At 32.6% G+C, this 23,637-nt stretch carries 24 protein-coding genes; 15 read left to right on the top strand and 9 right to left on the bottom strand.

Translation table 11 applies throughout. From position 1 onward, the window contains the following. Positions 1-23: 23 nt before the first annotated feature. Positions 24-503 (bottom strand): cyclic pyranopterin monophosphate synthase MoaC, encoded by a 480-nt coding sequence (gene moaC, locus KA814_RS02330; RefSeq protein ID WP_046208446.1) that lies wholly within the window; start codon positions 501-503, stop codon positions 24-26. 64 nt (positions 504-567) lie between these two features. On the opposite strand from moaC, the gene KA814_RS02335 reads away from it, so the two are divergent. From KA814_RS02335 to KA814_RS02365, 7 genes are all read left to right on the top strand, one after another. Further along, complete coding sequence (locus KA814_RS02335; RefSeq protein WP_064209373.1) at positions 568-1,827, top strand: molybdopterin molybdotransferase MoeA; 1,260 nt, start codon at positions 568-570, stop codon at positions 1,825-1,827. Further along, positions 1,824-2,309 (top strand): molybdopterin-guanine dinucleotide biosynthesis protein B, encoded by a 486-nt coding sequence (gene mobB / locus KA814_RS02340; RefSeq protein WP_064209374.1) that lies wholly within the window; start codon positions 1,824-1,826, stop codon positions 2,307-2,309. Before KA814_RS02335 ends, mobB begins: the two co-directional genes overlap by 4 nt. Beyond that, positions 2,310-2,762, top strand: coding sequence for a molybdenum cofactor biosynthesis protein MoaE (locus tag KA814_RS02345; RefSeq protein ID WP_064209375.1), 453 nt, complete (start codon positions 2,310-2,312; stop codon positions 2,760-2,762). Further along, the gene (moaD, locus tag KA814_RS02350; RefSeq protein WP_046208442.1) at positions 2,759-2,992 is read left to right on the top strand and encodes a molybdopterin converting factor subunit 1; all 234 of its coding nucleotides are present in this window, start codon (positions 2,759-2,761) and stop codon (positions 2,990-2,992) included. The genes KA814_RS02345 and moaD overlap by 4 nt, the downstream gene beginning before the upstream one ends. A gap of 7 nt (positions 2,993-2,999) precedes the next feature. Continuing rightward, positions 3,000-3,608 (top strand): molybdenum cofactor guanylyltransferase MobA, encoded by a 609-nt coding sequence (mobA, locus tag KA814_RS02355; RefSeq protein ID WP_064209376.1) that lies wholly within the window; start codon positions 3,000-3,002, stop codon positions 3,606-3,608. 12 nt (positions 3,609-3,620) lie between these two features. Next, positions 3,621-4,643, top strand: a complete 1,023-nt coding sequence (moaA, locus tag KA814_RS02360; RefSeq protein ID WP_046208440.1) for a GTP 3',8-cyclase MoaA — start codon at positions 3,621-3,623, stop codon at positions 4,641-4,643. A gap of 479 nt (positions 4,644-5,122) precedes the next feature. After that, on the top strand, positions 5,123-5,470 hold the full coding sequence (locus tag KA814_RS02365; protein ID WP_046208439.1) for a SarA family transcriptional regulator: 348 nt from the start codon (positions 5,123-5,125) through the stop codon (positions 5,468-5,470). A 285-nt stretch (positions 5,471-5,755) separates the two neighbouring features. On the opposite strand, the gene KA814_RS02370 is transcribed toward KA814_RS02365, so the two are convergent. Further along, the gene (locus tag KA814_RS02370) at positions 5,756-6,961 is read right to left on the bottom strand and encodes an MFS transporter (protein WP_064209377.1); all 1,206 of its coding nucleotides are present in this window, start codon (positions 6,959-6,961) and stop codon (positions 5,756-5,758) included. A 1-nt stretch (position 6,962) separates the two neighbouring features. Beyond that, the gene (locus KA814_RS02375; RefSeq protein WP_064209378.1) at positions 6,963-7,397 is read right to left on the bottom strand and encodes a MarR family winged helix-turn-helix transcriptional regulator; all 435 of its coding nucleotides are present in this window, start codon (positions 7,395-7,397) and stop codon (positions 6,963-6,965) included. 230 nt (positions 7,398-7,627) lie between these two features. Between KA814_RS02375 and KA814_RS02380 the strand changes: the two genes are divergently transcribed. The 3 genes from KA814_RS02380 to KA814_RS02390 all read left to right on the top strand — a co-directional run bounded on the left by KA814_RS02380 (position 7,628) and on the right by KA814_RS02390 (position 13,343). Further along, positions 7,628-8,389 (top strand): VOC family protein, encoded by a 762-nt coding sequence (locus KA814_RS02380; RefSeq protein ID WP_064209379.1) that lies wholly within the window; start codon positions 7,628-7,630, stop codon positions 8,387-8,389. Positions 8,390-8,755: 366 nt separating this feature from the next. After that, a complete protein-coding gene (locus KA814_RS02385; protein ID WP_046208435.1) occupies positions 8,756-10,003 on the top strand; it encodes a lipid II:glycine glycyltransferase FemX in 1,248 nt (415 codons plus the stop codon). A gap of 169 nt (positions 10,004-10,172) precedes the next feature. Further along, positions 10,173-13,343: an efflux RND transporter permease subunit gene (locus tag KA814_RS02390; protein WP_064209380.1), complete on the top strand. Its 3,171-nt coding sequence runs from the start codon at positions 10,173-10,175 to the stop codon at positions 13,341-13,343. Between the two features lie 176 nt (positions 13,344-13,519). Here the strand turns inward: KA814_RS02390 and mspA are convergent, their stop codons facing one another. After that, complete coding sequence (mspA, locus tag KA814_RS02395; protein ID WP_046208433.1) at positions 13,520-13,837, bottom strand: membrane stabilizing protein MspA; 318 nt, start codon at positions 13,835-13,837, stop codon at positions 13,520-13,522. A 63-nt stretch (positions 13,838-13,900) separates the two neighbouring features. Next, positions 13,901-14,077, bottom strand: a complete 177-nt coding sequence (locus KA814_RS02400; RefSeq protein WP_164987263.1) for an SE1832 family protein — start codon at positions 14,075-14,077, stop codon at positions 13,901-13,903. Positions 14,078-14,224: 147 nt separating this feature from the next. Here KA814_RS02400 and KA814_RS02405 point away from each other — a divergent pair, with 147 nt between their 5' ends. After that, on the top strand, positions 14,225-15,133 hold the full coding sequence (locus KA814_RS02405) for an AEC family transporter (RefSeq protein WP_064209381.1): 909 nt from the start codon (positions 14,225-14,227) through the stop codon (positions 15,131-15,133). A 137-nt stretch (positions 15,134-15,270) separates the two neighbouring features. Here the strand turns inward: KA814_RS02405 and KA814_RS02410 are convergent, their stop codons facing one another. The 3 genes from KA814_RS02410 to KA814_RS02420 all read right to left on the bottom strand — a co-directional run bounded on the left by KA814_RS02410 (position 15,271) and on the right by KA814_RS02420 (position 18,058). After that, complete coding sequence (locus tag KA814_RS02410; RefSeq protein ID WP_064209382.1) at positions 15,271-16,062, bottom strand: glucose 1-dehydrogenase; 792 nt, start codon at positions 16,060-16,062, stop codon at positions 15,271-15,273. 78 nt (positions 16,063-16,140) lie between these two features. Continuing rightward, complete coding sequence (locus KA814_RS02415; protein ID WP_046208430.1) at positions 16,141-16,998, bottom strand: RhaT/GlcU family sugar-proton symporter; 858 nt, start codon at positions 16,996-16,998, stop codon at positions 16,141-16,143. A 190-nt stretch (positions 16,999-17,188) separates the two neighbouring features. Further along, on the bottom strand, positions 17,189-18,058 hold the full coding sequence (locus KA814_RS02420) for a GNAT family N-acetyltransferase (RefSeq protein WP_064209383.1): 870 nt from the start codon (positions 18,056-18,058) through the stop codon (positions 17,189-17,191). Positions 18,059-18,179: 121 nt separating this feature from the next. Here KA814_RS02420 and KA814_RS02425 point away from each other — a divergent pair, with 121 nt between their 5' ends. Together KA814_RS02425 and KA814_RS02430 are read left to right on the top strand one after the other, a co-directional pair. After that, positions 18,180-20,318: a DNA topoisomerase III gene (locus KA814_RS02425; protein WP_064209384.1), complete on the top strand. Its 2,139-nt coding sequence runs from the start codon at positions 18,180-18,182 to the stop codon at positions 20,316-20,318. 111 nt (positions 20,319-20,429) lie between these two features. Further along, positions 20,430-21,764: an NCS2 family permease gene (locus KA814_RS02430; RefSeq protein WP_046208428.1), complete on the top strand. Its 1,335-nt coding sequence runs from the start codon at positions 20,430-20,432 to the stop codon at positions 21,762-21,764. 129 nt (positions 21,765-21,893) lie between these two features. Here the strand turns inward: KA814_RS02430 and KA814_RS02435 are convergent, their stop codons facing one another. Continuing rightward, entirely contained in the window at positions 21,894-22,286 is a 393-nt protein-coding gene (locus tag KA814_RS02435; protein ID WP_064209385.1) for a hypothetical protein, read from the bottom strand. Between the two features lie 352 nt (positions 22,287-22,638). Between KA814_RS02435 and rpsJ the strand changes: the two genes are divergently transcribed. Then, on the top strand, positions 22,639-22,947 hold the full coding sequence (rpsJ, locus tag KA814_RS02440) for a 30S ribosomal protein S10 (RefSeq protein WP_002482611.1): 309 nt from the start codon (positions 22,639-22,641) through the stop codon (positions 22,945-22,947). 27 nt (positions 22,948-22,974) lie between these two features. Then, positions 22,975-23,634: a 50S ribosomal protein L3 gene (rplC, locus tag KA814_RS02445; protein ID WP_064209386.1), complete on the top strand. Its 660-nt coding sequence runs from the start codon at positions 22,975-22,977 to the stop codon at positions 23,632-23,634. Positions 23,635-23,637: the final 3 nt, after the last annotated feature.

Here is a 23,637-nt window from a genome sequence, read left to right on the forward strand (position 1 = left end):
TTACATATTAATATTTATGACAACTATCTTTGATAGTCACCAGATTTACCGCCTGTTTTAGAGAGTAGATAAGTTTCTCCAATGACCATGCCTTTATCTAACGCTTTTGTCATATCATAAACCGTAAGTGCTACAGCTGAAGCGGCAGTGAGCGCTTCCATCTCCACACCAGTTTTTCCAGTTGTAGAGACCGTTGCCTGTATATTTAAAGTGTATGCTTGTGTTTTTTCTTGCCAATCAAATGTAATATCTATACCAGTTAAAGGTAATGGATGACACATTGGTATAATATCAGATGTGTTTTTTGCAGCCATAATACCAGCAATTTGAGCAGTATTAAGCACATTCCCTTTTTGGTTAGTATGATCAACGATTTGTTTATAAATCGCTGGATTTACCGTAATACTAGAATGCGCAGTAGCTGAGCGTTTTGTTGTGTTTTTGTCAGAGACGTCTACCATTTTCGCATTTCCTTGTTTGTTTATATGGGTGAATTCAGTCAAAGTATCCCTCCTAATCGTGTTCTAGTATATCATGAAATTATTAATTATAAGGAGTAGATTTACGATGCCTGTAGAGAAAAGAAATCCGATTCCAGTGAATGAAGCAATTCAACGTGTGGTAAAGCAAAATATTTTTACAAATAGAATCACTTTACCTTTAGCAGAAAGTTTAAACTATATTTTAGCTGAAGACATTGTAGCAACTCATGAGATACCAAGGTTTGATAAATCACCATATGATGGTTTTGCATTAAGAAGTATTGATACAAAAGAGGCGAGCGGTGACAATCGCATTAAATTTAAAGTCATTGACCACATTGGAGCTGGATCAGTTTCAACTAAAAAAGTTGGAGCATTTGAAGCTGTAAGAATTATGACAGGTGCACAAATACCTGAAGGCGCCGATGCTGTAGTTATGCTTGAACAAACTGTCGAAGGTGAACATGATTTTACAATAAGAAAAACTTTTAGCGAAAATGAGAATGTTTCGTTAAAGGGTGAAGAAACCAAAGTTGACGATATTGTATTAGAAAAAGGACAATGTGTTAATCCAGGTGCAATCGCTGTTTTGGCAACATATGGCTATACAGAAGTTCCAGTTTTTGAAAAACCTAGCGTGGCTGTGATTGCAACAGGAAGTGAATTGTTGGATGTTAGCGACGATTTAGAACCGGGAAAAATTCGTAATTCAAATGGTCCTATGATAACTGCATTAGCAAAAAAGCATCAGTTAGATGTCAATGCATATAAAATTCAACAAGATGATTTAAATAGTAGTATTCAAGTGATGCGTGAAGCAATGGTTGAGCATGATATTGTCATTACAACTGGAGGTGTGTCAGTAGGCGATTTCGATTATTTGCCTCAAATTTATGAAGCGGTCAACGCTAAAGTCTTGTTTAATAAAATCGCCATGCGTCCAGGAAGTGTCACTACGGTAGCTATTGCAAATAACAAATATTTATTTGGATTATCAGGTAACCCCTCTGCTTGTTTCACCGGGTTTGAACTCTATGTCAAACCTGCAATACAGCATATGATGGGTGCCAGAGCGATATATCCACAAATTGTGCAGGCCACACTCATGGAAGATTTTAAAAAGCCAAATCCATTTACTAGATTTATTCGAGCAACAGTGACTTTTAATGGTAAAGAGATGACGGTTGTACCATCAGGATTTAATAAGTCCGGTGCAGTAGTAGCGATTGCGCATAGTAATGCAATGATTGTGTTACCTAGTGGTACAAGAGGATATCAAAAAGGCCACACAGTTGATGTCATTTTAACTGAATCACAAGCATATGAAATGGATACGACGCTATGATATTACAAATCGTAGGTTATAAAAACTCGGGAAAAACCACTTTGATGACGCACGCAGTGAAATTTTTAAAATCACATGGCTTTTGTGTAGCAACGGTTAAACACCACGGTCAACATGACTTAAACTTGTCAGATATTGAACTGCAGGCAAATACTGTTGATCACATGAAACATTTTAATGCAGGTGCAGATCAAAGTATTGTTCAAGGACATCATCTACAACAAACAGTTACACGAACTGAAAAACAAAGGTTGGATGAAATCATTGATAAATCTGTTACAATAGACAGTGACATCATTTTAGTAGAAGGTTTTAAAGAGGCAAATTATGATAAAGTGCTTATATATCGTGATGATGCTGATTACCAACAGTTAAATAAATTAACAAATATTCAGTATTATATTAATATTGGGCAACCATTAGCATTTCAAAAATTTGAGCAATGGTTATTATCTTTCGTTAACGAAAAGGGAATGGATTAAATGAAACAATTTGAAATTACAAATAAGCCAATAGAAACCGAACAATATCGCCAATATGTGCTCAATGAACATCAAGGTGCTGTTGTTGTTTTCACTGGTCATGTACGTGAGTGGACAAAAGGAGTTAAAACAGAGTATTTAGAGTATGAAGCGTATATACCTATGGCAGAGAAAAAGTTGGCACAAATAGGTGATGAGATTTCAAACAAATGGCCAGGGACAAAAACGGCCATTGTCCATAGAATTGGACCGTTAGCTATTTCTGATATAGCGGTATTGATAAGTGTATCATCGCCACATAGAAAAGATGCTTATCGTGCTAATGAATATGCAATTGAGCGTATTAAAGAGGTAGTGCCCATTTGGAAAAAAGAAATTTGGGAAGATGGTGCTGAATGGCAAGGTCATCAACATGGTAACCATGAGGATGCAGTTGGAGGGAAAAAGTTATGAAAGTTTTATACTTTGCGGAAATAAAAGAAGTTTTGGATAAAAGTTCAGAAGATATTGACTTAAGTTATGATATTACCGTCGATGAATTTGTATCAGATTTGTTTGAGCGTTATCCTAGTATTAATAGCAAAAAGTTTCAAATTGCGATTAATGAAGAATTTGTCAAAGGTGATGATATCGTAAAACCTAATGATACTGTAGCGTTGATACCACCAGTTAGTGGAGGGTAATGGAAATATGAAAGCAATCATACTTGCTGGTGGACAATCAGAAAGATTTGGAAAACCAAAAGCATTTGCAAAGATTCATTCACAAATGTTTTATAAACGTATCATTGAAGTTTTAGAAGCTACAAATATGTTTAATGAAATAATTATTAGCACAAATGAAATATTAGCACATGAATTTGATTATGATAATATTGTTATCGATCATGCTAAAAACAAAGGTAAAGGCCCGCTGGCTGGTATTTACTCTGTCATGAAACAACACACTGATGAAACGCTTTTCTTTGTGATTTCTGTAGATACACCGATGATTACACAAAAAGCAATAAGTAAATTGTATCAATTTATGGTTGAACATTTAATAGAAGATCAACTAGATATCGCCGGTTTCCAAGAAGATGGCATGCCCATTCCAACGATGGCTTTTTATAGTCCACATACGCTTTCTTTTGTAGAGGCAGCATTGGAATCAGGTGATTACAGCCTTAAGAATGTCTATTCAAAAGTTAAAAGTGATTGGTTAGATGTGCACGAAATTGGTTCATCTGATTATTGGTACAAAAATATTAACTATCAACAAGACTTAATAGATTTACATCACGACATTAAGAATAGATAGGGGGCTGATCAGATGGTAGAGCAAATAACTGATAAACTTGGGCGTCCAATTCGAGATTTAAGATTGTCAGTTACAGATCGTTGCAATTTTCGTTGTGACTATTGTATGCCAAAAGAAATATTTGGTGATGACTTTGTTTTCCTACCCAAAGATGAATTACTTACTTTTGATGAAATGGTCCGTATTGCTAAAGTTTATACGCGATTAGGAGTCAAAAAAATACGTATTACCGGTGGAGAGCCTCTACTCCGAAGAGATTTATATAAATTAATATACGAGTTGAATCAACTTGATGGTATAGAGGATATTGGTTTAACTACCAATGGTTTATTATTAAAAAAACATGGTCAAAGATTATATGATGCTGGTTTAAGACGTATTAATGTAAGTTTAGATGCGATTGATGACAAAGTGTTCCAAGCTATAAACAACCGGAATATCAAAGCTTCCACAATTTTACAGCAAATAGATTATGCGGTCTCAATTGGTTTTCATGTCAAAGTAAATGTAGTTGTTCAAAAAGGTGTGAACGATGATCAAATTTTACCTATGATTCAATATTTCAAAGATAAAGATATTGAAATACGCTTTATTGAATTTATGGATGTAGGCAATGATAATGGTTGGGACTTCAGTAAAGTAGTAACAAAAGATGAAATGTTAAAAATGGTTGAGTCATCATTTGATATAGAACCTGTAAAACCTAAATATTTTGGTGAAGTAGCTAAATATTATCGACATAAAGATAATGGTGCTAAGTTTGGTCTTATCACAAGTGTATCTGAATCATTCTGTTCAACATGTACACGTGCAAGATTATCATCAGATGGTAAGTTTTATGGTTGTCTATTTAGTACCGTAGATGGATTTAATGTAAAGTCATTTATGCGATCAGGCGTGTCAGATGAAGCTCTGTTTGAACAATTTAAAGCTTTATGGAATATTAGAGATGATAGATATTCAGATGAACGTACTGCACAAACAGTAGCTAATAGAAAACGTAAAAAAATCAATATGAACTATATTGGTGGCTGACTTATCAAATACAATCGTTTATGGAGATTGCACTTTTATCACAACATTCATAGCTATTAAATTTTTAAGAAGTTCAAATAACTAATAATACGAAAATTATATTCATTTACGAAGTTATTCTAAAATATATTAAGAGTAGGAGATAATTCAAATTTCAATTGAATTATCTCCTACTCATTTTTTTTATAATTTGAACTCATATCTTATGTGAAATGATTTCAAAAATGAGGAAAGATATTTTTATATGAAAATGTATTATACATAAGTAATTTTTTAACGATTAAAGATAATGAACAATAGAAAAAGATTACCATAATCAATTGTAGCTATATAAAAACTTTACAATAGTAAAATTTATTTATCTGTTTCTTTTAAAATAATAGATTTAATGAAGAAAGTGTTATATAATATTTTAAAAGCTTATTCATTATATAAAGCCAATACTAACAATGAAAGTAAATCATGAGGAGGCCAAATTTATGGAAAGTAAAGCATCATTTTATATTACGTCTGAGAGGGCTTTAAGTCAGTTGAAACATTGGTTGAAGTCAGCTCACCGTTTATCTATCGAAGAGTTTGTAGTTCTGTTTAAGGTTTATGAAGCTAATAAAATTAGCGGAAAAGAATTAAGAGATACCTTACATTTTGAAATGTTATGGGACACTAGTAAAATAGATGTTATTATAAGAAAGATTTATAAAAAAGAATTGATTTCAAAAGTTCGATCAGAAACAGATGAAAGACAAGTGTTCTATTATTACACAGATGATCAGTTAAAAGTAATAGATGATATTATAACAGAAATCGAAAACATAAAAGTCGCTTAATCATTAAGGTTACAATCAGATGATAATCATTAACAACAATATAAATTTGAAATAAGCCAAGTGCTAAAATAGCATTTGGTTTTTTTTATGTATTTGAAATATAGAATAAACCTAATTCAGTAATAATTATAATATAAATAAACAAATTTCAATTTTAAATATTGTAAAATGTAGACGAATTGGCGCTTCAGCCATAAAGTATGTAAAAAAACTGCCAACAATACTTTTATTGACAGCTAAAACCAATCTTTTTCGGGATATATAGTTTATTGTTTAATGAAAAGATTAGATGTTCATGTGTTTTACTTTTCTACCATGAACAAAGTAATAAATAACTCCAGTAATTAAAACCAGTACACCCATAATAGCGTATAATTGAGCGAATGAAACTGCAGAGGTTACAAATCCTAATATATATGGACCAAATCCTAGTCCTAAGTCTAAACCAATGAAGTAAGTTGAGGTAGCTATTCCATATTTTGCCGGTGGAGATACTTTGATTGCAATTGCTTGCATACAAGAAGAAATATTTCCGTAACCAGCACCAAGGAGTAATCCCGCAAGAATTAATAACCAACTATTATTTGTAATACTTAACGTTAAAAAGGTAAGTATTAAAAAGATGAAAGCAGGATAAGCGATGACGTTTTCATTTTTGAGATCCATCATTCTACCAGCGATTGGTCTTGTAATGAGTGATGCAATAGCATAAAAAATAAAGAAATAACTAGATATTGTAACTAAATTAATTTCTTGTGCAAAAAATTGTAAAAATGTCAGAATAGACGAATAAGATAACCCGGCAAGGAGCATAATGATTGCCACAGGTAATGCTTCTTTGGCGATGTAGTTATTAATATTAAATTTTTTACTTTCAGTAGTTTGAGGTTTTATGATATCACGCGTTGTATCGATATTTAGCTTAATGAAAAATGAAATGATAAAACTAATGATACCGCACATTAAACAAAGTAAAAATAACAATTGAATTGGGAATGTATTAATAAGTAAAAGGCCAAAAAATGGACCGATTGCAGCGCCGATAACTAAGCTTAAAGAGAATAAACTAATACCTTCACTTTTTCTCTCCTGAGGCGTTGCATATGCAGCAATTGTTCCTGTCGCTGTTGTAGTAACCCCAGTAGCAATACCATTAACTAATCTCGTGAACATTAAAATAGCTAAGGCACCTTCTATAAAATAGAACAATTGTGTGATGATTAATAAGATTAAACCAATGATTAAAATCCGTTTAGGTCCTATTTTATTAACGTACTTTCCAGTGATAAATCGTCCGATTAAAGAACCGATAATAAATAATCCGGATACAAGTCCTGCCATACTGTCTGAGGCATGATATTCAGATTTTGTATAACTTGCTATGATAACGATAAGTAAATACATGCATAAGTAGACTAAAAAATTAGTTATGAAATTAATATTAAAATTCTTTGTCCAAATTGGTGTCTTCATCGATGCTGATTGATTCATGTTAAAACTCCTCTTTCTCTAAAATTTTCGCGTGAATAAGTTGTATTGATTGTGTGATATGCTCCAGTTCTGAATCTGACAAACCTGTATTTTTAATGATTTCATCTTGCACTTTATCTACGCGAGTACTAATGCTTTTATAAAGATTCTCTCCTTTTTGAGAAAGTGAAAGCCATTTTTCTCGTTTATCGGTACCTGTTTCTACAGTTAATAAAGATTTTTCAGAAAGCACTTTTAATATTTTTCTTGTGGTCGGTTTTTCAATAGAGCGTCGTTTTGAAATTTGTACTAAAGTGGTTGGGGCATTATAGGAGATATCTTTTAAAACGAGCCATTGTGCAGGATAGAGATCAAATGATTCAAAGATGGGTTGGAATAGTTTTGTATATGGTCTATAAATTGCAATGATATTATCAAAGACAAATTTATTTTGCATGAATGCACACCTCCGAAAATAGTTAGCAAAGCTAACTTAATTTTTGAACAAGTTATATTTTAGTCTATTCTGCCAAGGAAATCAATAGCTATTTTTTAAAATATGATTTTTAATCACTATATAAATATGATTTCACAAAAGTAAATTTAATCGTAATCATAGGTTATCAGAAGTAAACGCTTAAACAATTTGTTAGAATAAATATAAAGAAAAAGTAGGGGGATCAAGGTATGCAAGATTTAAAATTAGATCATATCGTTCATTATGTACAACAATTAGATAATTTCAAATTCCCAGGCCATTTATTTACACTATATCAAGGTGGTAAGCATAATCAATTAGGCACATATAATCGTTTAGCGTACTTAAATAATGCTTACATTGAATTACTTGATATTTATAAACCAGAAAAATTGCAAAAAATTGTCAAAAGTGAAGAAGGGCGAGTCTCATTTCCTTCAAAAATCGTTCAAGATCAGTATAAACAAGGACTGAAAACAATAGCATTTCAAACGCAAGATATTACCAAACTAAAAGAAAAACTTGAAGCACAAAATATAGATGTTATAGGTCCTGTAGAAATGGAAAGGGAAAATACTAAAGGAGAAAAGACTACATGGCGCTTGTTATATATAGCTGATCCAGATTATAGAGTTAAACCGCCATTTTTTATTCAATGGAATGAAAATATTGAAACAAGAGAAGAAAAGCTAACATCATTACGGCAAAACGCCTTTAGTATCAAGGCGATTGAAATTAATAGTACAGAAAGAACACATACGGTTGAAAAATGGCAACAGTGGTTTGGGATGGAAATCGTGAATGATACAGAAACGTTCACAACATTAAAGTTGAAAAACGATGATATTGTATATCGTATATACGATGGTGAGTATTCAGGTTATAAAGCGGTTACTTTGAAAGACGATCATACAACTTCACCGTACACTTTAATCATTAGAGGGCTTAAGTACAAAGTTGAAGCGGATTAGTAAATGTAAACATACATACTATGTGCAATAACGACGATGTGTATCACAGAAGTGATTAGTGTTAAAATAGTTAAGTAAGTTCCCCATTTATTTTTATTAGATAAAAGTAGTAAATACACTGTTGCTACAAATGTAAAAACAGCGAGAATGATTCTTAAACTTAGATATGAAACATTAAACGTTGTACTAAATGTTTGGATTACAAAAATTAAATTGATTAAAAAGAGTAATGACAATATAATGATACGCACTAGAACACCTCATTTCGTATCATATTATAGCAAATAATAGGAAATGATGTGAAAGAATGTGTGAAGCAATGTATAATAACAAAGTATGTAATGGTAAAAGGAGATATCAGTTTTTATGGAAAAGATGAATATAACAAATCAAGCTCATGATGCATTTGTTAAAGCGCATCCGCAAGGTGATCTATTACAATTAACAAAATGGGCAGAAACAAAGCGATTGACTGGCTGGTACTCAAAGCGTATCGCAGTAGGTGAAGATGGTGAGATTTTAGGAGTGGCCCAGTTATTATTTAAAAAGGTTCCTAAATTGCCTTATACGCTATGCTATATTTCAAGAGGTTTTGTAACAGATTATAGTAATAAACTCGCATTAGAAACATTACTAGAATACGCAATTCAGATAGCAAAAGAAGAAAAAGCTTATGCAATAAAAATCGACCCTGATGTTGAAGTAGATAATGGTGCTGATGCACTTACACATCTAAGAGCATTAGGTTTTAGACATAAAGGTTTTAAAGAAGGACTTTCGAAAGATTATATCCAACCAAGAATGACAATGATAACACCGATTGATAAAAACGATGACGCTTTAATTCAAAGTTTTGAAAGACGTAATCGTTCAAAAGTTAGATTGGCATTAAAACGTGGTACGAAAGTAGAACGTTCTGATAGAGAAGGTTTGAAAACATTTGCCGAATTAATGAAAATTACGGGTGAAAGAGATGGCTTTTTAACGAGAGATATTAGCTATTTCCAAAATATATATGATGCTTTACATCCCGATGGAGATGCAGAATTATTCTTAGTGAAATTAGAGCCTAAACCCGTGCTTAAGGATTTACGCCAAGATTTAGCGCAGTTAGAAAAGGAAAAAGAAAAGCTAGCTGAAAAAAAACAAGATAAAAAGACATTAAATAAAATAAACGATGCTGACAATAAAATGAAAAAAACGCAAGAACTTATCAATGAGATGGAAGCTTTAGAAGCTAAGCACCCAGAAGGATTATATTTATCAGGTGCATTGCTTGTGTTTGCTGGAAATAAATCTTATTATCTGTATGGCGCGTCATCAAATGATTATCGAGACTTCTTGCCAAATCATCACATGCAATTTGCAATGATGCAATACGCTCGAGCACATGGTGCAAAAACATATGATTTTGGTGGCACAGATAATGATCCCGATAAGGAATCAGACCATTATGGATTGTGGGCATTTAAGAAAGTATGGGGAACTTATTTAAGTGAAAAAATAGGTGAATTTGATTATGTGTTAAATAAACCATTATATCAAGTTATTGAAAATGTTAAACCTAAATTGACTAAAGCTAAAATAAAACTTTCACGTAAATTAAAACGTTAGTAGTTTTGTTTGTGATTTTGTAAAAAAGTAGACACGTTATAAAGTTTTAATATGCAACTTAAACTTTATAACGTGCATTTTTTATGAATTTAGAAAATACATATATAATTAAACGTAATGAAATTAAATGAAGTATCGCATTAAAATGCTAGTTGAGAGGAGAAAAGATATGATTAAAAAACTATTACAGTTTTCACTTGGAAATAAATTTGCAATTTTTCTTATGGTATTGCTGGTCATTTTAGGTGGTGTGTATTCAAGTGCAAAAATGAAACTTGAATTATTACCTGATGTTGAGCCACCAGTGATTACAGTACAAACAACCATGCCTGGTGCTACACCAGAAACGGTGAAGGAAGAAATTAGTGATAAAATTGATGACCAAATAAGGTCAATGGCAAGTGTGAAAAATGTTAATGCACAATCTATTCAAAATGCTTCTATGGTTTCTGTTGAATATGAAAATGGCACAGATATGGATAAGGCAGAAAACGATTTAAAAAAAGAACTTGATAAAATTAAGTTTGATGATGGTGTGGAAGACCCCGACTTAACAAGGAATTCAATGAATGCTTTTCCAATTGTGGCTTATTCTTTTACCACAAAGGATAATAATTTAAAAGATACAACAAAAAAAGTTAACAATCAGTTACTACCTAAACTTCAAACAATCGATGGTGTACAAAATGCACAATTGAATGGACAAACATCTAGAGAAGTTTCAATTAAATTTGATCAGGAAAAATTACAAGACAGAGGATTGACTGTAGATAGTGTGGAACAATTCTTAAAGGGTGCCACAAGTGAAACCCCGTTAGGTTTATTCCAGTTCGGTAAAACTGAAAAGTCAGTAGTGGTTGATGGCCAATTTACTTCAATAAGTGCATTGGAAAACCTTGAGATTCCATTATCAGCTTCAAGTATGAGCACTCAAGGTAACAACGATGAAAATGCAAGTCAAAGTACGAGTGACCAAAGTTCATCACAAGGAGGTAACATGGCAGCAGCAATGCCTACCTCAGATGATCAAGACGGTGAAAATAGCATGCCTTCTGTTAAACTCAAAGACATTGCAAATATTTCAGTTGGTGATGAACGACAATCTATTTCTAAAACAAATGGCAAAGATGCAGTCAATGTACAAGTGACGAAAGCACAAGATGCCAATACTGTTAAAGTAGCAAAAGATACGAAAAAAGAAATTGATGAATTTACCAAAGACAATAAAGATATCAAAGCTACTAAAGTTATGGATACTGCGAAACCAATAGAAGACTCGCTGTATACAATGATTGAAAAAGCAGCACTCGGTACGATTGTTGCCATAATTGTTATATTATTATTTTTAAGAAATATTAGAACAACAGCAATTTCAGTCGTTTCGATACCGATGTCTATATTAATTGCAATGGTTGCATTGAAATTAACAGATGTGTCGTTAAATATATTGACACTTGGTGCGTTAACAGTTGCGATAGGTCGAGTGATCGATGATTCAATTGTTGTAGTTGAAAATATTTATAGACGTTTATCAGATAAAAAAGAAACACTAACTGGTAACAGCCTCATTATTAGTGCGACGAGTGAAGTATTTAAACCGATAATGTCGTCGACAATCGTTACTATTATAGTTTTTCTCCCATTGGCGTTTGTCAATGGTTCAGTAGGTGAGATGTTTAGGCCATTTGCATTAGCGATTGCATTTAGTTTACTAGCTTCTTTACTTGTTTCGATTACCATCGTACCTTCTTTAAGTGCTACTTTCTTCAAAAAAGGTGTCAAACAACAGAGAGAAGAAACATTAGGTCTGGTAGGAAGAGGATATAAACGTATACTCCGCTGGTCATTAGCGCACAAATGGATTGTAATGATTTTAAGTACAATCATTTTAATCGCTAGTATCGGTTTAGGGGCCGCTAAACTAGGGACTAGTTTTATCTCAACTGGAGAAGATAAATTCATGGCATTAACTTACACTCCTGAACCAGGTGAGACAGAGCAAGGTGTATTAGAACATGCCGAACAAGTACAAAAATACTTGAACACTAAAGATAAGGTGAAAACAGTTCAGTACTCTGTAGGTGGAGCAACGCCAACGGATCCTACAGGTAGTTCAAATAGTATGGCTATCATGGTTGAATATGAGAGTGATACACCTAACTTTGATGAAGAACCAGATAAAGTATTAAAACATATCAACAAATATCATCATCCTGGAGATTGGGCAAATCAGGATATGGGTACAGGTAGTACAAATAATGAATTAGCAATCACTGTTACTGGTCCATCTGTTGATGCTATCAAAGGAACTGTCAATAAAGTCGAAAAAGAAATGAAACATATTCATGGCATTGCTAATGTTAAGTCTGATTTATCTCAAACATACGAACAATATAATATCAAAGTCGATCAAAATAAAGCTTCCAATTATGGTTTGTCTGCATCACAATTAGCCATGACATTAAATCAGAATACACCTGAGCAAAGTGTCACAACCGTAAAGGAAAATGGTAAATCGATAGATGTGAAAATTAAAGAAGATAAAGAAACGGATTGGACAGAAGAAAAACTTAAAAATACTAAAATACAAACAGCTACTGGTCAATCTATTGAATTAAGTGATATCGCAAAATTAGAAAAAACAACGACGCCAAACAAAATAGAAACTAAAGCAGGAGACTATACGTCAAAAGTTTCCGGAAAAGTGACAAATGATGATGTTGGCGGGACTTCACAGAAAGTGTTGTCACAGTTAAATAAAATAGATAAGCCGAATAACGTAGACGTTAACATGGGAGGGGCAAATGAAGATATAGGAAATGCAGTAACACAATTATCTATGGCGATGTTAGCAGCAATTATTATAGTTTATTTAGTACTTGTGTTAACATTTAAAGGCGCCTTGGCACCTTTCACAATATTATTCTCATTGCCATATACAGTGATAGGTGTAGTGGTTGCATTAGTGGTGACTGGCGAGACAATATCTGTACCTAGCATGATTGGTATGCTTATGCTAATTGGTATTGTTGTAACCAATGCAATTGTGTTAATTGATAGAGTGATTAATAAACAACATCAAGGTATGGCAATGCAAGCGGCACTGTTAGAAGCAGGAGGAACGCGTATCAGACCAATACTTATGACAGCATTAGCAACGATTGGTGCGTTGCTGCCAATGTTATTTGGTCAAGACAGTTCTATTATTATTTCAAAAGGTATGGCAGCGACTGTAGTAGGTGGATTGGTTTCTTCAACCTTATTAACTTTAATTGTTGTACCAGTAATATATGAAATATTATTTACATTAAAGTCAAAAATCTTGAGAAAAAGAAAGTAAAATAAAATGTGGACATACGAGATGACATGCTTTTTGTGGATTTTGTATGTCCGTACTTATATATATGAGCACATGTTTGAATATATAAAATCAGCCCCGATAAGTTTCTTTTAATCAGAAATCTTGTCGGGGCTGATTTATATGTGTGACGTTACAGTATTTTAAAATAGTGGTTTTTAATATAAAACTAAAGTCAAAATAACATAAATTACAAATAAGATAACGCTCATTATATTTAAAATTTGAACGGCTTTTTGGTCTTTTTTGCCGTTTTTGAAAGCTGTAATTTCTACATTACCTATGATAAGCAGTAGGACAATAAAGACCCACCAATTGATTGCTGGGAACGATAATGTTGTAATAGCTACCACGAATAATAAAAGTAAAGACATAATAATACGTAAAATACGCGTTATAATGGTGTTCATTTTAAATATACTTATGTAACTTACGATTAAATATAACACTGGCAAAAATATAAGATACAGTTGCATTTATTACATCCTTTCTATGTTCGCCCTTAATCTTAGCATGTAAGTTATTGATTTACTAGGATGTTATTTATTTTCTTTTTGTCTAATTTCTGAACGTACCTCTGACATTTCTTGCTCTATTTTTTCAAGTTGTTTTATTAAAGGATCCACAGATTGATTAACTGATTCTCTTTTTTCGAGGTCTCCTTGTAATCTAACATAATCATATTTCAGTTCCGCTAATTTATCATTTAAATCCATTCAATTACCTCCATTTTTGTTTAATGTAAGCATTTCGTATATTAGTTGAATTATAACATGGATTCGAAAGCTTCTAAAATGGTTGCCACTTATGTTAAAGTATGAAAATAGAATGAAAACAGATGATTGGATGAAAGAAGGAATAATGTGACCCAACAATTTATCATTATTATATTACTCATTGCATTAGGCTATGTACTCAAACGGATAAATTACTTTAAAGCTAACGATAGTCAAGTCTTTTCAACACTCGTATTAAACATAACATTACCTTCTTTAGTGATTGTTAATTTAAATGGTGCAAGTTTAGATTTGTCACTATCAATATTACCGATAATGATGATATTGTATGGTGTTATCGCTAAGGTCATCGTGATTTGGTTTTTCTTAAAATATGACAATCACATACGTGGAACAGTTGGCATGATGACAGCTTCGCTAAATATTGGTTTATTTGCTTATCCACTTGTAGAAGCGATATGGCCTAAAACAGGAATGATATATTTTGGAATGGCAGATATAGGTGGCGCAATGATTATGTTTGGTGTTACATACTTTGTTGGCAGTTATTTCAGTAGTGCAGGTGATAATTTTGATTTTAAATATTTAGGAAAGAATTTACTTAAATCGGTTCCTTTAATGACATATATCATTATGTTTATATTAAATATGCTTAATATACACTTCCCAGAGCCTGTAATTAATTTTTTCTCTGTACTATCTGGCGCTAATATGCCACTTTCAATGATATTATTAGGTTTGATGCTTAACTTTAGTATTGATAAACGCTTCTTGCCTATTGCTTTAAAGTATTTAGGTTTACATTATGGATTGGGAATCATAGCAGGATTGCTCGTTTACTTCTTTTTACCAGTTGATAATGATATGATTAAAACAACATTACAAGTTGCTTGGTTATTACCAGTAGGTGTTGCTATTATACCTTATTCCATTCAATTTAAGTATAAGACTTTGCCACTCGTTGGAATGGTGAGTAATTTAACGATTTTAATTAGCATTATTATATTGTATATATATCAAGCGTTATTTGTATAATTGATTTTTGGAAGACTATGAAACGATTTAAATATAAAAAATAAGGGTCTAGGACACATCAATGATGTCCCGGACCCTTATATATTGAGCATAAGTATTAATGATCAAATGCATGTGTTTGGATTGGCGCGATGACTTTATCCTTTACCTCCCATAAACGCGGGGTAATTAGTCATTCCACCATCAACGTAAATGGTAGTTCCATGAATATAACTTGCTAAATCAGAGGCAAGAAATCTTGCTACATTTGCGACTTCATTTGCTTCGCCAATCTCTTTTGCCGGAATCATTTCTAATGTTTCTGCCCGTGTTGTTGGGTCTGAAAATTTTTCTTTTGTATGTTCCGTTACAATTGCCCCTGGTGAAATATTATTAATGCGGATACCATATTGAGCATATTCCATAGACATTGTTTCCATCATTAATTTCAAACCACCTTTACTAGCAGCGTAATTCACATAGTTAGGCCAAGGGATTTTATCATGTACACTGGAAGTATTAAGAATAACACCTTTTTTATTCTCTTTGAGAAATTGATTAACTGCGGCTTTGGAACCTAAAAAAGCACCTGTTAGGTTAATATCAATTACTTTTTGCCACTCATCTAAAGGCATTTCATGTGTTGGGATTGCTTTTTCAAATCCGGCATTGTTAATCATGATATCTAATGTACCAAAGTGATTTACAGTAGTTTGAATGAGGTGATCAATATCATTTTCTTTAGAGATATCTGCTTGAACTTTTAATGCTTTGCCACCAGCATTTTCAATTAATTTAATTGAGGCTTCTATAGCATCCATATGACGTTCGGATCTGTAGTTTAATACGACATTCGCTTGTTCTTCACCAAACTGCTCTGCCATGGCTTTTCCAATACCACTACCAGCCCCAGTAATAATGACTACTTTTCCTGCTAAATCTTTAAACATTTAAGATTCCTCCTAGTTATTCGGCATAAATTTTGATGAATTAAAGTGTTTAGTCGAATACAGTTTTATAATACTTGATTAAGCTTTAATATTGCCTAAAACAAATGCAGCGATAACGATTAAAATGATACCTGTCCAGATGCCTATCATCTGACGTTTATCTTTTCGTTCACCTAAAAGAAAAATGCCACCAAGTGTAGAAACAATTACTAATAATTGTGAAAATGAGAAACTTGTCGCCACACCTACTTTTGGTTGTGAATAGAACATAAACAAGTTTCCTATACCCCATATGACACCAGGTATCAGGTTCCAAACTGTACTTCTAATCGTAGTTTCATGTTTAGCTGATAATATTAATCCACCTATTGCCATACCAATAGATTGGAAGAATAGGGCGTTCATACCATCAACACCAAAAATTTGTGCAACCACAACATAGACGACATAACCTACAGTGGAAATTAACAAGATAGGAATTGCTTTTCCAAAGTTTTTCGTACTTTCTGAAGCTTCATTTTTACCTTTAATTGAAGTAAGCGCAATACCGCCAACAAGTAAAATCATTGCAACTAGGCCAAGAATTACTTGTGTGCCAGTACTCCATTCACCTAAAAATATAGCACTAAATAAAGTAGTACCAACAAGTTGTAATCCTGTTGAAATTGGCATTGTTTTAGATACGCCAATTAAACTGACTGATTTTAATTGATAACCTTGTCCTAATGCCCAAAAAGCACCAGATATTAAACCTACAATAATCACGATGGGGTCATCGAATTTTGTATTGCCAGTAAGTAATAATAAGATACCTATGATAAGTGCACCGAAAGTAGTCCCTCTGATTTGATTGTAAGGGCCACCACCAACGAGTACATTAATTAAAACAACACTTCCCCAAAATAATGCTGGGAGCAGGGCAATTAATAAATCCATAATTAAGCTTCACTCACTCTCTATTTATTTTTACTTTCCCTTTATAAAACAATCACTGAAGATTGCCCTAGACACTCATTTTAAAGTAAAGGTATCGAATAGTAAAAATATTAGATTACAGTTCAGCTTTTTAATTTTTAAAATAGTCTATATGGATATTAAAAATGTAAAAATATAAAACACTTATAATTTAAATGTATGCCGCTACGTACTTGAATTTTTTATATTCATAATTAATGTTAAAACCTAATTCGTTGAAACGCTCAACAAGTGTAGTATTTTTACTGCGTATTTTAAAATATATCTTATCAATATCAAAAGTTGAAAAAGCAAAATGTAGAGAATATGATAGTAAATCAAAAGCAATCCCCATTAATCTGTAATCAGAGTGCGAAGAAAAGTATTTGATTTCAGCTATATGGTTGTTTTCAGCGATTTCAATATATAAATAACCTTTTAATAATCCTTCAGACATGAATATAAATAGGCGATGGTACTCATCTAATGATTTTACAATTTCATCAGCAGTCATTACATCATGTTTAAATGTTTGATCATGTAATTTACTAAAATAAGGGTAGAACGCAGGTTGATATTCAATAATATTTTGTTCATTACCAACATTTCCAATATCTTTTGTAGAAATGAGATAGTAGTCAGTAAAGCTATAGGATGCACCTAATGATTTCATAAACGGTAAGTATTCTTGTTCATGTTCTTCAAAAGAAAAATTAAAATTTGCAGTATCAGGTTTACTTTGAGCTAAAGCATCAAAAAGTTGTGTCATTTCTTCGATAGTAGGCGTAATATTTTTGCGTATAAATGGGCCTAATACTTTATATTTATTATCTTCGTACTTTAAAGCTAAAAGTAACATTGTAATTTCATCTTGATTGTTCACTTGTGCAAATACACCAGGATCCTGTATTGCATTGGTAATAACAGACCTAATATCATTATGCATTTGTGGTAATTTGTACAAATAAGAAGCAGATTGATAGTTAGCATTATTCAAAAATTCCAAGATTTGATCGACATCGTTCGGATTTGTTGTTTTCATATAATACCTCCATATGATGAACTATTAAGTTAATTATAAGAACTTTTTCATGTAAATGGAAGTTTTGATGTGCTATATACATGTTACAATAAGAATATCATTGAACTGAAAGGACGAAATTATGAAATCACTCATTATTGCAGAAAAACCTTCTGTAGGTAGAGATATTGCACAAGCATTAAATATAAATGATAAACGTAATGGTTACTTTGAAAATAATAAATATATTGTGACTTGGGCATTGGGGCATTTAGTTACAAATGCTACGCCAGAACAATATGATAATAATTATAAAGAATGGAAACTTAACGATCTCCCTATTATACCTAACCGTATGAAGACGGTTGTCATAAGTAAGACCAAAAAACAATTTTCTATTGTACAATCATTAATCAATAACAAAAACACAAAAGATATTATTATCGCAACAGATGCCGGTAGAGAAGGTGAACTTGTTGCGCGTTTAATTTTGGATAAATCTCATAATAAGAAACCGATTAAAAGGTTGTGGATTAGTTCAGTAACAAAAAAAGCAATTAAAGATGGCTTTTCAAAATTACAAGATGGTCGTAAATTTAACAATTTATATTATGCAGCACTTGCTCGAAGTGAGGCAGACTGGATTGTTGGTATCAATGCAACGCGTGCATTAACTACGAAATATGATGCACAATTGTCTCTCGGTAGAGTTCAGACACCGACGATACAACTCGTTCAAATGAGACAAAACGAAATTAATCACTTTTCTCCACAAACTTATTATAAAATGAATATTGTTGCTGGGGGGCTTACATTCCAATGTGTGACGCCAGAGACAAGTAATGATAAATCAGTTTTTGAAAAGATAAAAAGTGAAATCAGTGAGAAAGACGGTTTGATTGAAAGTATTAATAAAAAACATAAAAAGTCCTATGCACCTAAACTGTTCAGTTTAACAGATTTGCAACAAGAGGCATACAAACGTTATCACTTTGGTCCAAAAGAAACATTGAATGTTTTACAGACTTTGTATGAAAGACATAAACTAGTAACATACCCACGAACAGATTCTAATTATTTAACTGATGATATGGTAAATACACTAAAAGATAGAATACAAGCTATCATGGGCACATCGTTAAAAGAAATTGCAAAAAAACAATTAACACAATCTTTTTCAATAAATGAAAAATTTATAAATAATCAAAAAGTATCAGACCACCATGCAATTATTCCAACAGAAGTACGTCCAGATATGAATCAACTAACCCAACGTGAAACAAAAATTTATCTGATGATTGCTCAAAGATTTTTAGAAAATCTTATGCCGCCACACGAATACGAGGCTGTATCAATCCAAATTGTAAGTGGGAAATATAAATTCGAATTTAAAGATAAAATTACTAAAAAATTAGGGTTTAAAGCGATTTATGAAACTGAAGCATCAGTAAACGAGCAAATAGAAAAATTAACAAAATCATCCAAATTGCATATCACACAAGCTAAAATTGAGCACCATGAAACAACGCCACCTTCATATTTTAATGAAGGTACATTATTAAAAGCGATGGAAAGCCCACAAAAATTCTTTAAATTAAACAATAAAAAATATAATGAAACATTAAAAGAAACAGGTGGAATTGGAACTGTTGCGACTAGAGCAGATATCATTGAAAAATTATTTAATATGAATGCAATCGAATCACGTGACGGTAAAATCAAAGTTACCTCTAAAGGAAAACAAATACTAGAGCTTGCACCACAAAAATTAACATCTCCGCTATTAACTGCTGAGTGGGAAGAAAAACTATCTTTAATAGAACAAGGTAAATATAATGCCAATCAATTTATATCTGAGATGAAAAATTTCACACATGAAGTTGTCAGTGAAATTAAAGAAAGCGAACAGAATTATAAACACGATAATTTAACCACAACGGAATGTCCTACATGTGGCAAATTTATGATTAAAGTTAAAACTAAAAATGGACAAATGCTGGTTTGTCAGGATCCGAAATGTAAAACTAAAAAGAATATTCAAAGAAAAACCAATGCGCGTTGTCCAAATTGCCATAAAAAAATGATGTTGTTTGGAAAAGGAAAAGAAGCAGTATATCGTTGTGTGTGCGGACATACTGAAACACAAGCACAAATGGATAAACGTCATAAAAATAAAAAATCAGATAAAGTAAACAAAAAAGATTTAAAAAAATATATGAATAACAATGATGGCTTAGAGAACAATCCATTTCAAGATGCGTTAAAAGGTTTGAAATTTTAAATTAATCGAACGAATAGCATTAATTTTGACAAGAAGTTCGTGTTTGCTATTGTAAAATAGTGAAATTGGTATTAGAATGTGTAGGTATTTTAAAAAAAGGAGAACTAAACCGTGAAAAAGTATTTCAAGTTTGAAAAACATAAAACAAACTATAAGAAAGAGATACTTGGTGGGCTTACAACTTTCTTGTCAATGGCATATATCTTAGCTGTCAACCCTCAAGTACTAAGTTTAGCAGGCGTAAAAGGTGTTTCAGAAAATATGAAAATGGATCAAGGTGCTATTTTTGTTGCTACAGCACTAGCAGCGTTTGTTGGTTCGTTATTCATGGGCTTGATAGCTAGGTATCCAATTGCCTTAGCACCCGGCATGGGCTTAAATGCGTTTTTCGCATTTACAGTGGTGTTAACAATGGGAATTCCATGGCAAGTAGGTTTGACTGGTGTGTTATTCTCTGGTGTAGTTTTTGCAATACTGACTATGACAGGTTTAAGAGAGACCATTATTAATGCAATACCCTATCAAATGAAAATGGCGGTTTCAGCGGGTATAGGTTTGTTTATTACCTTTGTAGGATTACAAAGCTCAGGAATTATTACTAATAATGATTCTACGTTAGTGACTTTGGGTCATATAACTGATGGTCCAGTATTGTTAACAATATTTGGAATTATAATAACAGTGATTCTGTATGCTGTTAGAGTACCTGGTGCTATATTTATTGGTATGGTACTAACATCTATTTTAGGTATGCTTACAGGATTAATACATACACCAAGTGGCATTGTAGGCAAAGTACCAAGTATTGAACCTACTTTTGGAGCCGCTTTTGAAGCATTCAAAGATCCCGGTCAGTTGTTCACTGTGCAATTTTTAATTGTAATTTTAACGTTTTTATTTATAGATTTCTTCGATACTGCAGGTACACTTGTTGCAGTAGCAACACAAGCAGGTATGATGAAGAATAATAAATTACCGAGAGCTGGACGCGCACTATTTTCTGATTCATTAGCAACGATAGTTGGTTCAATTTTTGGTACGACAACAACAACTTCCTATATTGAATCTACGTCAGGTGTCGCTGTAGGGGCGCGTACTGGATTTGCTAGTGTTGTTACAGGTTTTTGTTTCTTATTAGCTATATTTTTTAGTCCTTTAATGGAAGTAGTAACAAGTGCAGTGACTACACCAGCGCTTGTAGTCGTGGGCGTGTTGATGGCTGCCAACTTTGCGGAAATAGATTGGAAAAAATTCGAAGTTGCCGTACCGGCATTTATCACGATTATTATGATGCCATTATCCTATTCAATCGCAACTGGTATTGCTTGTGGTTTCATCTTTTATCCAATCACTATGTTGATTTCTAAAAGACATAAAGAAGTCCACCCAATCATGTATGCTTTAATGATATTGTTTATATTATATTTTGTATTTGTTCACGGCTAAATAAAAAATCCTTTTGCAGCGTTTCGTATCGCAGCAAAAGGTTTTTTTGTAAGCACTTATTACTAATAAAAATTTTATAAAAAAGGATGTGTTTCTTCATTATAATATAGCTATCATAACTATATATTTTTAAAACTTCTTATTCTCTTGTTTGTGTTGTGTATAAACAACTTTTGCATGTTTATTTGGAACATAAAGTGGTGTCGAAAAAATAATTAACACAAAGAACAACATTAAAAAGAATAAAATCCAATGCACAATCATACCAACAAAAGGTACAAATGCTAAAAAGGAACCGAAAACACCTAATAAAGGAATCACTAACATTGGTTTAATAGAATTTTGTTTATCGACGACTAATATAATCACGATTACAAAGTAGAGCAAAGCATTGATTAATAAAGGTTGCCAACCAAAACTAAAAATAATACTCCCACCTAAAAACGGAATACCATATATAAACTCACCAGCAATTAACATTAAACTCAAAATTATAAGCGTTGTACGAATACCACTTTTCATTAATATTCACTCCTAACTAAATAATAGTATAAACGAAATAAATGAAATAGAAATAAAAAAGAACAAATAATCAATTAAAATTACAAACATCAAAAATTTCCGAAAAGAGGTTGAACTGAATAAGTAGTTCAAGTATAATAACAAGGTATGTGTTAGGCAAATAGTAAAAAGTTTTGCAGAAAAGCTTGATAAATCACTGCTTTTCATGTAACATATCTAATGTTGGACTTTAAGAACACGCGATGAAGCGAAAGGTTACTGACACACCCGGCCGCTTTGCCATGGCGCTGTGTGAGATAGTTTTCGTGGAGAAGTCTATCACTTAAATGTAGACGAATAAGGAGGGAAAATTATGGCAAAACAAAAAATCAGAATCAGATTAAAAGCTTATGATCACAGAGTTATCGATCAATCTGCAGAAAAAATTGTTGAAACAGCAAAACGTTCTGGTGCAGATGTTTCTGGACCAATTCCGTTACCGACTGAAAGATCAGTTTACACTGTAATTCGTGCCGTGCATAAGTATAAAGATTCACGTGAACAATTCGAACAACGTACACATAAACGCTTAATCGATATTGTTAACCCTACACCTAAAACAGTAGATGCTCTTATGGGCTTAAACTTACCATCTGGTGTAGACATCGAAATCAAATTATAATAGAAAAATTTAGGAGGTGGACTTTCGATGACCAAAGGAATCTTAGGAAGAAAAATCGGGATGACACAAGTTTTCGGAGAAAACGGTGATTTAATCCCTGTAACAGTAGTAGAAGCTAGTGAAAACGTAGTATTACAAAAGAAAACTGAAGAAGTAGATGGCTATAATGCAATCCAAGTAGGTTATGCTGATAAAGCAGCTTACAAAAAAGGAAGCAAATCAAGCAAATATGCTAATAAGCCAGCTGAAGGTCACGCTAAAAAAGCGAGCTCAGCACCTAAGCGCTTCATTCGTGAATTCAGAAACGTCAATGTTGATGAATACGAAGTAGGTCAAGAAGTCTCAGTTGGAACATTTGAAGCTGGTGACATCATCGATGTAACTGGCGTATCTAAAGGTAAAGGATTCCAAGGTGCTATCAAGCGCCATAACCAAGCACGTGGACCAATGTCACATGGTTCTCATTTCCATAGATCACCTGGTTCAGTAGGTATGGCATCTGATGCTTCAAAAGTTTTCAAAGGACAAAAAATGCCAGGACGTATGGGTGGAAACACAGTAACAGTCCAAAACTTAGAAGTAGTTCAAGTTGACGCTGAAAACAAAGTTATCTTAGTAAAAGGTAACGTACCAGGTCCGAAAAAAGGATTCTTAGAAATTTCTTCATCAATTAAAGGTAATAAATAATTA

Source organism: Staphylococcus sp. GDY8P196P, assembly GCF_017891705.1.
Classification (GTDB): domain Bacteria; phylum Bacillota; class Bacilli; order Staphylococcales; family Staphylococcaceae; genus Staphylococcus; species Staphylococcus ureilyticus.

Coding starts and splice junctions, on each gene's coding strand:
- mobA (WP_064209376.1), top strand. CDS start 3,000: ATGAAAGCAATCATACTTGCTGGTGGACAATCAGAAAGATTTGGAAAA.
- rpsJ (WP_002482611.1), top strand. CDS start 22,639: ATGGCAAAACAAAAAATCAGAATCAGATTAAAAGCTTATGATCACAGA.
- KA814_RS02335 (WP_064209373.1), top strand. CDS start 568: ATGCCTGTAGAGAAAAGAAATCCGATTCCAGTGAATGAAGCAATTCAA.
- KA814_RS02415 (WP_046208430.1), bottom strand. CDS start 16,998: ATGGATTTATTAATTGCCCTGCTCCCAGCATTATTTTGGGGAAGTGTT.
- moaA (WP_046208440.1), top strand. CDS start 3,621: ATGGTAGAGCAAATAACTGATAAACTTGGGCGTCCAATTCGAGATTTA.
- KA814_RS02365 (WP_046208439.1), top strand. CDS start 5,123: ATGGAAAGTAAAGCATCATTTTATATTACGTCTGAGAGGGCTTTAAGT.
- mobB (WP_064209374.1), top strand. CDS start 1,824: ATGATATTACAAATCGTAGGTTATAAAAACTCGGGAAAAACCACTTTG.
- rplC (WP_064209386.1), top strand. CDS start 22,975: ATGACCAAAGGAATCTTAGGAAGAAAAATCGGGATGACACAAGTTTTC.
- KA814_RS02380 (WP_064209379.1), top strand. CDS start 7,628: ATGCAAGATTTAAAATTAGATCATATCGTTCATTATGTACAACAATTA.
- KA814_RS02410 (WP_064209382.1), bottom strand. CDS start 16,062: ATGTTTAAAGATTTAGCAGGAAAAGTAGTCATTATTACTGGGGCTGGT.
- KA814_RS02375 (WP_064209378.1), bottom strand. CDS start 7,397: ATGCAAAATAAATTTGTCTTTGATAATATCATTGCAATTTATAGACCA.
- mspA (WP_046208433.1), bottom strand. CDS start 13,837: ATGCAACTGTATCTTATATTTTTGCCAGTGTTATATTTAATCGTAAGT.
- KA814_RS02390 (WP_064209380.1), top strand. CDS start 10,173: ATGATTAAAAAACTATTACAGTTTTCACTTGGAAATAAATTTGCAATT.
- moaD (WP_046208442.1), top strand. CDS start 2,759: ATGAAAGTTTTATACTTTGCGGAAATAAAAGAAGTTTTGGATAAAAGT.
- KA814_RS02370 (WP_064209377.1), bottom strand. CDS start 6,961: ATGAATCAATCAGCATCGATGAAGACACCAATTTGGACAAAGAATTTT.
- KA814_RS02435 (WP_064209385.1), bottom strand. CDS start 22,286: ATGAAAAGTGGTATTCGTACAACGCTTATAATTTTGAGTTTAATGTTA.
- KA814_RS02345 (WP_064209375.1), top strand. CDS start 2,310: ATGAAACAATTTGAAATTACAAATAAGCCAATAGAAACCGAACAATAT.
- KA814_RS02420 (WP_064209383.1), bottom strand. CDS start 18,058: ATGAAAACAACAAATCCGAACGATGTCGATCAAATCTTGGAATTTTTG.
- KA814_RS02425 (WP_064209384.1), top strand. CDS start 18,180: ATGAAATCACTCATTATTGCAGAAAAACCTTCTGTAGGTAGAGATATT.
- KA814_RS02400 (WP_164987263.1), bottom strand. CDS start 14,077: ATGGATTTAAATGATAAATTAGCGGAACTGAAATATGATTATGTTAGA.
- KA814_RS02385 (WP_046208435.1), top strand. CDS start 8,756: ATGGAAAAGATGAATATAACAAATCAAGCTCATGATGCATTTGTTAAA.